This window comes from Paenibacillus polymyxa (assembly GCF_001719045.1).
Lineage (GTDB): Bacteria > Bacillota > Bacilli > Paenibacillales > Paenibacillaceae > Paenibacillus > Paenibacillus polymyxa_B.
In genome coordinates this window covers 4,493,001-4,505,313 of sequence record NZ_CP015423.1, presented here as the reverse complement: position 1 = coordinate 4,505,313, position 12,313 = coordinate 4,493,001, and the positions used below count along the sequence as shown (strand labels likewise).

11 protein-coding genes are annotated in these 12,313 nt (G+C 45.1%); 2 read left to right on the top strand and 9 right to left on the bottom strand.

All coding sequences use genetic code 11. From position 1 onward, the window contains the following. Positions 1-32 precede the first annotated feature (32 nt). Together AOU00_RS20245 and AOU00_RS20240 are read left to right on the top strand one after the other, a co-directional pair. Positions 33-440, top strand: a complete 408-nt coding sequence (locus AOU00_RS20245; protein WP_013309441.1) for a hypothetical protein — start codon at positions 33-35, stop codon at positions 438-440. Beyond that, positions 437-1,504, top strand: coding sequence for a phosphodiester glycosidase family protein (locus AOU00_RS20240; protein WP_069291492.1), 1,068 nt, complete (start codon positions 437-439; stop codon positions 1,502-1,504). Before AOU00_RS20245 ends, AOU00_RS20240 begins: the two co-directional genes overlap by 4 nt. A 98-nt stretch (positions 1,505-1,602) precedes the next feature. On the opposite strand, the gene AOU00_RS20235 is transcribed toward AOU00_RS20240, so the two are convergent. From AOU00_RS20235 to AOU00_RS20195, 9 genes are all read right to left on the bottom strand, one after another. Beyond that, positions 1,603-1,851: an AbrB/MazE/SpoVT family DNA-binding domain-containing protein gene (locus AOU00_RS20235; RefSeq protein WP_013309439.1), complete on the bottom strand. Its 249-nt coding sequence runs from the start codon at positions 1,849-1,851 to the stop codon at positions 1,603-1,605. A 377-nt stretch (positions 1,852-2,228) separates the two neighbouring features. Next, entirely contained in the window at positions 2,229-2,693 is a 465-nt protein-coding gene (gene trmL, locus AOU00_RS20230; RefSeq protein ID WP_061829161.1) for a tRNA (uridine(34)/cytosine(34)/5-carboxymethylaminomethyluridine(34)-2'-O)-methyltransferase TrmL, read from the bottom strand. A gap of 239 nt (positions 2,694-2,932) precedes the next feature. Continuing rightward, the gene (gene serC / locus AOU00_RS20225) at positions 2,933-4,024 is read right to left on the bottom strand and encodes a 3-phosphoserine/phosphohydroxythreonine transaminase (protein ID WP_081112429.1); all 1,092 of its coding nucleotides are present in this window, start codon (positions 4,022-4,024) and stop codon (positions 2,933-2,935) included. 265 nt (positions 4,025-4,289) lie between these two features. Beyond that, positions 4,290-5,714 (bottom strand): type I glutamate--ammonia ligase, encoded by a 1,425-nt coding sequence (gene glnA / locus AOU00_RS20220; RefSeq protein WP_061829159.1) that lies wholly within the window; start codon positions 5,712-5,714, stop codon positions 4,290-4,292. A gap of 271 nt (positions 5,715-5,985) precedes the next feature. Beyond that, the gene (aroF, locus tag AOU00_RS20215) at positions 5,986-7,023 is read right to left on the bottom strand and encodes a 3-deoxy-7-phosphoheptulonate synthase (protein ID WP_013309435.1); all 1,038 of its coding nucleotides are present in this window, start codon (positions 7,021-7,023) and stop codon (positions 5,986-5,988) included. Positions 7,024-7,287: 264 nt separating this feature from the next. Continuing rightward, on the bottom strand, positions 7,288-8,244 hold the full coding sequence (locus AOU00_RS20210) for a 4-hydroxy-3-methylbut-2-enyl diphosphate reductase (RefSeq protein ID WP_013309434.1): 957 nt from the start codon (positions 8,242-8,244) through the stop codon (positions 7,288-7,290). 111 nt (positions 8,245-8,355) lie between these two features. Beyond that, the gene (locus tag AOU00_RS20205) at positions 8,356-9,834 is read right to left on the bottom strand and encodes a sensor histidine kinase (protein ID WP_069291491.1); all 1,479 of its coding nucleotides are present in this window, start codon (positions 9,832-9,834) and stop codon (positions 8,356-8,358) included. Between the two features lies 1 nt (position 9,835). Then, positions 9,836-10,525 (bottom strand): response regulator transcription factor, encoded by a 690-nt coding sequence (locus AOU00_RS20200; protein WP_069291490.1) that lies wholly within the window; start codon positions 10,523-10,525, stop codon positions 9,836-9,838. A 149-nt stretch (positions 10,526-10,674) separates the two neighbouring features. Further along, positions 10,675-12,261 (bottom strand): S1C family serine protease, encoded by a 1,587-nt coding sequence (locus AOU00_RS20195; protein WP_061829154.1) that lies wholly within the window; start codon positions 12,259-12,261, stop codon positions 10,675-10,677. Between the last annotated feature and the right edge of the window lie 52 nt (positions 12,262-12,313).

The following is a 12,313-nucleotide window of genomic DNA, read 5'->3' as shown; positions in this document are numbered from 1 at the left end:
AAATTTGACTTTACACGGGAGTTGAAAATCGTATGCAAGCTTCACCTGAACGTCCTCCTGCCGAAGCTCGGCGGAGCAATTCAAGAAAGGGGTTACCCGTAAAGGCTTTTCTGCTATTTTGGTTCATTCTTATTATACTAGGTGCTCTCGCAACCTATCTGTATAGCAATCACTTGAAACAGCAAATGCTAAACGAGATGCAAACCCATACAGACCAACAGATTCAAGCACTCAAATCTGACTATGAAAAGCAACTGACTGCTCTTTCCAAGGAAGTTAGCGGATTGCAGGGAAAAGTCCAGTCCTTCAATGAACTACTGACCTTTACGAAGGATAATGCAAACAATAAGACCGATAACAGCAACAAACTGTATACCCAATTAAACGAAGTCAAGCAGCAACTCAATACACTTCAGAAAAAAATGGACTTGCTAAAATGAATGTAGACGCAAAACAAGTGAACCGGTTCTTTATGTTGGCCCTTGCTCCTTTTATCGGTTTGTTGGGGTATATTTTGTTAGTGCATCCCTCATTGAGCTTTCCTGGGTCTACTTCTTTGAGTCTGCAAAAAGCTGAAGTCACTTTACAAACGCAATCAATAGGCAAGCAGCTTGATGAAGCCAAGCAAACGGCAACATACACCTTGTCTACAATTCGCCGGACTTCTGAGCTATACAAGCAAACGACTCAAACGATGAATCAGCTTGTCGTGACTGCCTCTACGCAGTCCAAGCGGCCCGCGATTATCTATGATCGACGCATCACCGCCAAACTGGGGGTTCCCTATGAGCGGGTAGATAGCAATCGGATTACCATTGAATTATTTAAGGTAAACCCGGGAATTTATCATGGCTACGCTATGAAGGTCAAACTTAAAGATCCTACTGCTATGAAAATGTCTTTGGGAAGTGACAAATTGGGTGGCTCCGAAACCACCATGCGTGCAGTCTTGAGACACGGAGCTATTGCAGGCATCAATGCAGGCGGCTTTGCGGATGGAGACGGCAAACGCTATCCATTAAGCACTACTGTCTTGAACGGCCACTACCTTACTGGCTTTCAGTCCAGTTTTAAGGATTTGTCCTTCGTCGGACTGAGTAACGATGGCAAGCTTATCGGTGGCAAATTTTACAGTCAAGGTGCTCTTGACAGCTTAAAGCCTGCCTTTGGTGCTACCTTCGTTCCCGTCCTGCTGCAAAGAGGACAAAAAATGCCTATTCCTGGCAAATGGAAAGTCTCCCCCAAGCGGGCCCCACGTACGGTCATTGGCAACTATAAAGATGATCAGTTGCTCATTATTGTCGTAGACGGCTACAATGAAAGCGGGGGTTCGGGCGCGACGCTCGAAGAACTGCAAGGAAAAATGTACAATCTAGGTGTTCAAGATGCCTATAATTTGGACGGAGGCGGTTCCTCGTCGCTTATACTTAACGGTCGAGTCGTAAACAAACCGTCAGATGGTAATTTGCGTCCAGTCCCTACTCATTTTTTGTTCTATAAATAGCTATGTGTAGTCTGCTAACAAATTAAATATGCTTGCCGACGTACGGCACTATCCGAAAAAAAGCATCACGAACGAATGTCGTGATGCTTTTGCCTCATTTAGGAGGAATACTGTGTCATTTCTGTCAGGCATTGAGCACAAATATAACGGTCTTTGAAATCGTTCACTTGTTCTACTGACCCGCAGAATACACATTTTGGACGATAACGCTCCAAAATAATGTGGTCACCCTGAACCAAAATTTCGACAGGATCTCCCTCATTCATTTGATATCTTTTACGCAGTGACTTAGGCAAAACTATTCTCCCCAGCTGATCAACTTTACGTACCACACCGGCAGGTTTCATCGTAATCGTACACCTCTCCTATTGAGTAATAACTTACAAATTTCTTACCATGCGAAAAACTAGGTACAAAGACACTATTCTTTATGTAGTATTCGCTGTCTTTTTGTCGAATCCTGCTGATCACAGGAAATTTTATTACATTTTTTCATAAAATCATGAACCATATCAAAGTATGGTACAGAATGTCTATAATATTTTTATCGACCGGAAAGCCAATTATCATTAGCCCTCGCTGAGAAATTTCGCAAATTTTTTGACCATACAACCTTTATTTAAGTTCCACTATCATGTAGATTTGAGCAATATAGGTGAAACTTTTATTACCAACTAAGGTCCTGGTTCTTTATTCGCATTTATACTTGTTCACTCGATGTTCTTTACGATAAACCTGGAAAATCCATTTGTCTCAACGCTTCATATACGATAATCGCAGCGGAATTCGACAAGTTTAGAGATCTTACTTTATCTGACATAGGCATCTTGATGCATGTATTTGGATTAGCAGCTAGCAGCTCTGGCGGCAAACCTTTCGTTTCTTTACCAAATACCAAGAAGTCTCCATCCTGAAATGCAATATCACTATATCGCTGATTCGCTTTGGTCGTCGCATAAAAAAAGCGACCTTCCTGATATTTCTCCTGCACTTCAGCAAAAGACTCATGATATTCAATGTGGACAGCATACCAATAATCAAGTCCGGCCCGTTTTAACGTGGCATCGTCGGTACGGAAGCCCAGTGGCTTCACCAGATGTAGATGAGTTCCGGTTGCAGCACACGTTCTAGCAATATTCCCTGTGTTAGCCGGGATTTCCGGCTCGACAAGCACAATATGTAATGGCATCACGTTTCGTTCCCTTCATCATTAAATTCATCAGACAAATAACCTACAGTTTAACCAAAGTGTATACCTTGAAAACATACACATTCTTTTATTTTAACAAAATCAGACAGATATGAACATCAAACGACAAAAATTTCAACCCACACCACTAAAAGCCTTCCCCTATACACATTCAGGGAAGGCTCTACATTTACATTTTCGATTTCAAATATCGTGTATCGAAATATATGTCCGTGTAATCAACTGTTACGTTGCTTGAATCCGTCCATAAACTCGGCTAATGCTTGACAGTTCTCCAGTGGAACAGCATTGTAGATCGAGGCGCGAAGCCCTCCTACACTGCGATGCCCCTTCAGTCCGATAAACCCGGCCTGTTCGGATTCCTTAATAAATTGTTTTTCCAGATCCTCGTTCGCGAGGCGGAAGGTTACATTCATGATAGAGCGATCAGCGCTGTCCACACAACCACGATAGAAGCCTTCGCTACTGTCAATACGGTTGTATAGCAAAGCAGCTTTCTGCTGGTTCACACGCTCAATGCCTTCCAAACCGCCTTCTTCCTGAATCCATTTCAGCACTTCATTCACCATGTATATGGCAAAGGATGGGGGAGTATTGTAGAGAGAGTTATTTTTTTCATATGTGCTATAACGCAGCATCGTAGGAATATTGTCCGGTGAGGAAGTCAGCAACTCTTCACGGGCAATCACGACCGTCACACCAGAAGGTCCCAGATTTTTTTGTGCGCCAGCGTAAATCAATCCAAATTGAGTAACATCAAAAGGCTTGCAAAAAATATCACTGGACATGTCCACAATCAAGGGTACGGAACCCGTATCCGGGAATTGCTTAAATTGTGTACCTTCAATCGTTTCGTTGGACGTCATATGCACATAAGCAGTATTCTCAGGCAAGTCCAAGGAATCCACATTCGGAAGACGCATGTACTTCTCATCAGCGGAGGATGCAGCAACATGAGCCTTGCCCAGTAGCTTGGCTTCTTTATATGCTTTGTCCGACCAGCTACCTGTCATTACATAGCTCCCAGTCTGTCCTTCGCTCAAGAAATTTAAAGGCAGCATCGCAAACTGCGTACTTGCGCCACCTTGTAGGAATAACACCTTGTAGCCTTGTGGATTGCCCAGCAAAGATAACAGGCGTTCCTGCGCCTCATTATGAACAGATTCATACACAGCTCCACGGTGAGACATTTCCATGATCGACATCCCTGTTCCCTGGAAATCTACGAATTCAGCTTGTACACGTTCTAGTACTTTGAGCGGCAATGCCGCTGGTCCTGCATTAAAATTGTAGGCTCTCTTACTCAACAAATTCCCATCCCTTCTCTACTCTGGTGTGGATATTATCGCTATGATAGCAGTATTCATAAATGCGTTCAAGACTTGTATAAAAATGTTTTCAATTTCATTTATGATGTGACAAAGTTGTGAATGTCAACATATTTAACATCTTTATTCTGTGATTTTCACTTTAATATTAAAAGGTCCCCGGCATAAGACCGGAGACCTATTTTGAATAACAACTGTTACCCGTAAGCTAATGCTTGTTATTCAAAGCAGCTATGCTATCGACTTATTAGCAGTCAAAATACAGGCTGTATTCGTGTGGATGAACACGGATGTTCACCGATTTAGCTTCAGAACGTTTGAGCTCTACATAGTTATCAATAAAGTCCTTCGTAAATACGCCGCCTTCAGTCAAGAATTCGTAGTCAGCTTCCAGAGCATCCAGAGCCTCATCCAATGAACCAGGTACGCTACGGATTTTACCTTTTTCAGCGTCAGACAGCTCGTAGATGTTGCTGTCAAGTGGACCATATCCCAATTCGATTGGGTTCAGTTTGCGCTTGATGCCATCCAGACCCGCCATCAGCATTGCTGAGAAGGCAAGGTAAGGGTTAGCTGTGGAGTCCGGTGTACGGAACTCGATCCGACAGCCTTTTGGAGTAACAGCTGCTACTGGAATACGTACAGCCGCAGAACGGTTACCTTTGGAGAATACCAGGTTAACTGGTGCTTCGTAGCCAGGAACGAGACGTTTGAACGAGTTGGTGCTTGGGTTGGTCAAAGCGATCAACGCAGGTGCGTGGTACAGAATACCACCAATGTAATGAAGAGCCATTTCGCTCAGATTAGCATAACCACCTTTTTCGTAGAACAAAGGAGTGTCGCCATCGAAAATAGATTGGTGAACGTGCATACCGCTTCCGTTATCCCCAAAAATCGGTTTCGGCATGAATGTTGCCACTTTACCATATTGACGAGCTGTGTTGTGTACAATGTATTTATAAACGAGCAGGTTGTCTGCTGTTTTCTTGAGTGTATCAAAACGGAAGTTGATTTCCGCCTGGCCTGCCGTAGCTACCTCATGGTGATGGCGCTCAATTCTCAGACCTGCTTCTTCAAGCAAACGGCACATTTCACTACGGATATCTTGTTGGGTGTCTACTGGCGCTACAGGTACATATCCGCCCTTCACTCCCACTTTAAAGCCTAGGTTGCCGCCTTCTTCCTTACGGTTCGTGTTCCAAGCTGCTTCCTCGGAATCTACGAAGAAGGAGGAGCTGTTCATGCCGCTTTCGTAGCGTACATCATCAAAGATGAAAAACTCGGACTCAGGTGCAAAAAATGCTGCTGTGCCCACTCCTGCCGATTGCAGAAATGCCTCAGCTTTTTTTGCGATGCCGCGAGGATCGCGGTCGTATTTTTCGCCGTCTGGCGTAGCAATGTCACACAGGATATTCAGTGTAGGATGCTGAGTGAAAGGGTCGATAAAAACCGCTTCTGGATCGGGCAGCATAACCATGTCGGATTCCTCGATGCCACGATAGCCGGGAATGGAAGAACCGTCGAAAGCAACACCGTTAACAAATGTCTCTTCATCTACTTCGGAAGCTGGCAATGAAATATGGTGAGCACGACCAGACAAATCTACAAAACGAAAATCTACCCACTCAATATTATTTTCCTGAATTGTTTTCAATACGTTTTCAACGGACATGTCTTCTTCCTCCCAATTTTTCCGAACATTAAGTCTTATACAACCCTGAAATGTTCATGATCGAATGTTTTTTTCTGTCGTCATTATAAATCTCAAACATGACACGGGTCAATAGCTATGTAAGGTATTTTTTAAACTAATGTTAGATATGCTTACGCCCTTGATAACATTTGAATAGCACAAAAAGCCCGAAACATCGGGCTTTTAGGCAATTTAAATCTCATTACTGCGTTGCAGCAAAACTTTTATGCATTAATGTTAAACATTGGTTTTAAGCAATGGTAGTAGGCGTGTGAAATGTTTTCCCCACAGCAGGAGCCAATATTTCCAAATCTTTTAGCAAATCTGAAAATTGATCTGGGAACAGGGATTGTACGCCGTCACCCGTCATCGAGTTGTCAGGGTCTGTATGCATCTCAATAATTAAACCATCCGCTCCGGCAGCTACCGAAGCCTTCGTCATAGGAACAACCAGTTCACGTCTACCTGTGCCATGGCTAGGATCAGAAATGACCGGCAAATGGCTCAACTGTTGCAAAACAGGGATCGCGGACAAGTCGAGCGTATTTCTAGTGTAGGTTTCGAATGTACGAATACCGCGCTCACACAACATAACATTCGGATTGCCGCCTGCCAAGATGTACTCAGCAGCATTCAAGAACTCATCATAAGTCGAGCTGAAACCGCGCTTGAGCAATACTGGCTTGCCGCAAGTACCCAGCTTGCGCAGCAAATCAAAGTTTTGCATATTACGTGTACCTACTTGCAGAATATCGGCGTATTCCGCGCAGATGTCTACGTATTCAGGTGTCATGACCTCTGTGATGGTCAAGAGATCGTGCTTTTGCCCCGCCTCAGCCATCATGATTAAACCTTCTACACCCGTTCCTTGGAAGCTGTATGGCCCTGTACGCGGCTTAAAAGCACCCCCACGGAGAACTTGCGCGCCTGCAGCTTTGACCAATCCGGCAATTTCATCTATCTGTGCAGCAGACTCAACAGCACATGGTCCACCCATAATGACAAGCTCGCCCCCGCCGATATTTACACCTTTAATAGAGATAACCGTATTTTCCGGATGAAAATCACGGCTGGCCAATTTATAGGACTTCGATATTTTAACCACATTTTCTACGCCTTTCATTTGACGCAGATGTTCAGCCAGTTTGGGCTCTACGCTACCGATCAGTCCGATGATCGTGCGATCCGATCCCCTTGATACATGAGCCTGCAATCCTTCTTTCTCAATAACTTCAACAATAGCTTGAATATGCTCTTCAGGTGTTTGAACACCAGCGATAACGATCATTTTTTTCTTCCTCTCTATAAAACATATTTTATAAACCAACATACAGGTTAATATTATGACACTTAGACGCTTGTTCGCTTTTAAGCTTTTATTCGTTAAAGCAACTATACCTGTTTTAGCTATACTCGTCAAGGCTTAATTATCCCGAATTATTCAATATTCTAACTTAGCGAAGCTAACCGGAAAATATCTACAAATTAAAACAATTTAAAAAGCCGCTATCCGGATGGTTGTATCCGAATAACGGCTGTAATCAATCATATACTATTTCGTTGTTTTTGACTTCTCTCGTACAGGAGGCAGTAGTTTTTTCATATCTATGGTTCGCTGAATCTCCCACGTATCCGGGTTAGCCGCATCATACTGCTCCAAATACGTAATAACCTCTTTGGTAATCAGTGTCGGGGTCGAAGCCCCAGAAGTCACAGCCACTTTGGCTACACCTTCAAGCCACTCTCTCTTCAGCTCGGTTACATCAGAAATACGATAAGCTGTTGTACCAGCAATCTCCTCCGAAACCTGAGCCAATCGGTTTGAATTGTTACTGCGCGGATCACCGACAACGATCACCAGATCCGCCTGTCCAGCCTGCTCAGCTACCGCTTCCTGACGTACCTGCGTCGCCAAACAGATTTCATTGTGTATCTCAGCACCCGGGAACTTCTCCAGCAGCTTCTTCATAATGTGCTTGATGTCCCATTGGCTCATGGTCGTCTGATTCGTGATAAGAATTTTGCCAGCTGGCAACGTAAGACTGTCGATCTCTTCTTCTTTTTCAATCAGATGAACATGATCAGGAGCAATACCGATAGCTCCTTCTGGCTCTGGATGATTCTTTTTGCCAATATAAACAATCTGATAGCCTTCGGCAGACTTCTCCCGAATCAGATCATGCGTCTTTGTGACGTCAGGGCAAGTCGCATCTACCGTAGTCAGCCCCTTGTCTCGTGCCAGCTTCCGAACCTCTGGTGATACGCCATGAGCAGTGAAGATTACAGTGCCGCTCTCTACCTGGCTTAAAATCTCCATACGGTTCGGGCCGTCCAGTGTAATAATCCCTTCGTCTTCAAAGGAATTGGTGACATGACTGTTATGCACAATCATGCCCAATATATAAATAGGCCGGGGTAAGTCCAGATTTCTGGCTGCCTGACGAGCCAATACCATGGCATCGACTACGCCGTAGCAGTAACCCCGGGGCGAAATTCTGAGTACTTCCAAAATGAGCCCCCGCTTTCTTCGACACAGTATACAGCTCCGATAACTCGGTAGCTGTGGGCATCCTAGCCTTTACCGGCCAATTCTATGATGTAGTTGCCTTCCTATTATAGCCTATTCCAAAGGCGCGGAAAAGCTAACCGGGAGCCAGATGACAAATGTCGTTCCTTCTCCTTGGCGCGTAACCACTTCCACAGACCCGTGATGTTCATCAATAATCCACTTGGCAATAGATAGCCCCAACCCAATTCCCTCTGTCACCCCGCGTGACTCATCTGCCCGGTAAAAGCGGTCAAAAATAAAGGGAACCTCACTCTTGTCCATTCCAATGCCCGTATCACTGATCCGTAGGCCCACCTGTCCTTGATAAACAATGGCATCAAATCGGACTGTGCCCTCAGGTGTGTATTTGAATGCATTATCAATGAAAATGAATAGCATTTGCTGCAAATAATCCTTGCTGCCATCCATATAAATACCATTCAGCAACGAAAAATCTCCCACATTCCATTCGGCCGTTCGCTCTAAAAACTGAGCACGACGGGCAACCTCACTTACAAGTGGTTCCAGCGCAACGGGAGTCTTATCGAACGTTTTCCCTGTGTCCGCTCTCGCGAGTGACAACATATCACTCACTAAACGGCTCATCCGTTTGCCTTCATCCGCCATGTCATTTAATGCCTCCATAGAAAGCTCGCGAATCATCTCTTCATCCATATTCGGTCGCTCTCCTGGTTCGGTAGTCCACATTTTGAGCAAAAAATCAACGTTGCCACGGATCGTCGTTAGCGGCGTACGAAGCTCATGGGAAGCATCAGCCACAAAACGGCGCTGTGCACCGTACGCATCTTCCAGCTCCTTGTAAAACACCTCTGTGCGCCCCAGCATGTTGTTAACCGTCCCGATTAATTGGCCAATTTCATCATGTGGTCCGTCATATTCAATCCGAACACTCAAATCATTACTGGATTGAATCTGATTAGCCCCCTCAATGACCTTGACCAGCGGCTTCATAGACTTGCGAGCCAGAAAGAGACCTGAAGTCGCAGCAGCGAGTAATGCAAACAACGAGCCGTATACAAGCACATTTTGTAACCTGTTCATGAGTCGGTCCTGAGAGCCCGTGAATTGTCCTACCTGTAGCAGCCCGACCACCAAGCCCAGCTCCTCGGATTTGATCGGCTGTTGAATAATCATAAAGGAATCCCCATTGACGTTCACACGTCGAATTCCCTCATTTTGAACTGCTCCTGCCGCTGTAGATGGAACAGGGAAGGTGATATTGAGGTCTTTCATATTTTGGGTCGTTTTCGTTACACCAGACGTATAATTGTAAATTTGTACATAGAGCTGTGAGTCATCTATTCCACGTCCCTGCTCTAATCCCAAATCCAGGTTGGGGACTTCAAACAATCCCCCTTTTATAATAAGGCGTAATTGCTTGTTAATCTGTGGCGCCTGAGTCATAAGCTGACTTTTCACTTCATTATATGTGTAGTAATATACTAGTCCGTAAGTAACCAGACCAAAAATGACTAGTACTATAGCCAAGATGCTCGAATACCAGGCCGTCAGCCGCCACCGAATAGACATATTACATATCACCTCTTAAAATATAGCCAGCTCCACGAATTGTACGAATGAGTCGTTTACCGCCATCCTGCTCCGTTTTTTGTCGTAGCATGGCAATGTATACTTCCAGCACATTCGATTCTCCGCTATAGTCATAGCCCCAAATTTTGTCCATAATCAGATCACGCGACAGAACACGCTTCGGGTTTTGCATGAACAAATGGAGCAGTTCAAATTCTTTGGCCGTCAGTTCCAAACGTTTGCCGCCACGAACCACTTCACGGGATTCGTTATCCAGTTGTAAATCCTCGAAGGTAAGCCGATTTCCGTTATTGTCCTGTTGTTCGGTTTTACGCCGCAAAAGCGCTCGCACTCGTGCCAGTAGCTCCTCTAGAGCGAACGGCTTAACGAGATAATCATCGGCCCCTAGATCCAAGCCCTTAACCCGATTCTCAACCTCATCCTTGGCTGTAAGCATCAGGACAGGTACCGTACTTCCACCCTCCCGCATACGACGGCATACCTCAAAACCATCGACCTGCGGCATCATTACATCCAGCACGACCACATCAGGCTCAGCTGTCAACATTTTATTTAATCCCTCTGCTCCATTGGCGGCTGTCAGCACTTCATAGCCTTCAAATGCCAGCCCTCTGCGCAGCATGGAAACAATTTTTTCATCGTCATCAATGATTAGAATAGTAGAACGCATACACGATCGAACTCCTTTATCTCTTCTTTTCCTTCTATTGTAGCAGGAGTAGACGCGTGTAGCATCTGGCTGCTTCATACAGCAAGAAACGGAAGGGATCTTCCTTCCGTTTCTTACGTGCACTTGTTCATTTTTGTAGAGTTTTCATCTTATTGCTGAAGCGTCGAGCTAAAGTCATTTTTGTTGCCAATTTTCAGCTGGACATCTTTTTTCTGCCCCGCTCGTTCGATGTTAAGTGTCAGTGCTGTACCCACTTTTTGTTTTTGAATGAACTGGATCAACTCTTGTGATGTGCTATAAGGCGTGCCATTCGCTCCGATAATCACATCGTAAGGACGCAGATCGGCCTGATAAGCTGGTGATTTGTATATAATATCCCGTACAACCGAGCCTTCGGTCAGGGATGTACCCAGTTCTTTGGCTACTTCAGGACTCAAATTTAACAGACTTGCACCAATGAAAGGTACAGGTTCTTTCGGAATAGGCTGGTTATTTTTCAGCTTATCGACGACTTCCAAAATCGTATTGGACGGAATCGCAAATCCGATTCCCTGTGCGTCTGCACTAACAGCTACGTTCATACCGATAACCTGCCCTTGCAGATTTAATAGCGGTCCGCCAGAGTTACCAGGGTTAATGGACGCATCCGTCTGAATGAGATGCTTGTATTGCGTCGGTTTTCCAGTCGATTCACTATTAATGGTGATCGTACGTTCTTTCGCACTTAGCACCCCGGCTGTTACCGAATGTTCAAAGCCTTCAGGGTTGCCGATTGCGACCATCCATTCGCCGACTTTAGCGTTATCGGAGTCACCCAAAGTTACTGTCGGAAAGTTGTTTTTGCCTTCAATTTTAAGTACCGCCAAATCAAGATCAGCATTTTTGCCCAAGACTTTGGCTTCGTAAGGCTTATTAGTTCCCTCTACTGTAACCTGAACCACACTCGCGCCTTCAACAACATGGTTGTTGGTTAGAACGTAACCCGATTTATCAAAAATAAAACCGGAACCAATACCAAGCGGAGTCAGCTGCCCGCTGTTGCTACCTTCATTTTCATTACTGTTACCGCTGCTGCCACTGTCACCATACTGATTACCGAAAAAGTATTGATACAGCGGGTCATTGTAATAAGGGCTGCTTTGTCTGCCACTGCTGCCACTGGTTTGTTTGGCAAGCGTTTCGATTTTGACGACTGCCGGACCAGCCTTGGCCACAACAGATTGAACATCAGCGGTACCTGAAGGCATCACAGCCGGAACTGCGCTTGGAGTCGAGCTGGTTGTTCCTGAATTAGTCGTTTCTCCGCTTTCAGCTGCCGCCGAAGTCAACGCCGTCTCGGGTGTGAACATATTTGTTCGGTCAGCTGTATACATCAATACCGTAATGACCAGCATCCCGGCCAAAAAAGATAAGAATATTGTTTTCACCTGCGACTTGGGCTTATTCGGTTTGAATTGCCAGTTGCCACCATTCCGACCCGAACCATCCTGTTGCTCAGGCATAGCCCGATGGTAAGAGGGAGGAAGAGGTCTCACTGCCTGCGGTGGCGTAATCTCAACATCCTTTTCCACCGGCTGCCCTTCCTTACGTTGTCCGTCCGATTGAACTGAAGAAAAAGGGCCGTAAGAATAATAATATGAGGAACCGTTCGAATCGTTTTGGCGAGTTGCGTTATCGGTATCAACCTGATCGTTGTCGTTCCGGCGTCCGGAGTTATTATTTTTAAATTCGTCCATTGTATATCTCCTCCCAAACCCTATGCTTCAAGGTGGTGTTGTTTAACTGACT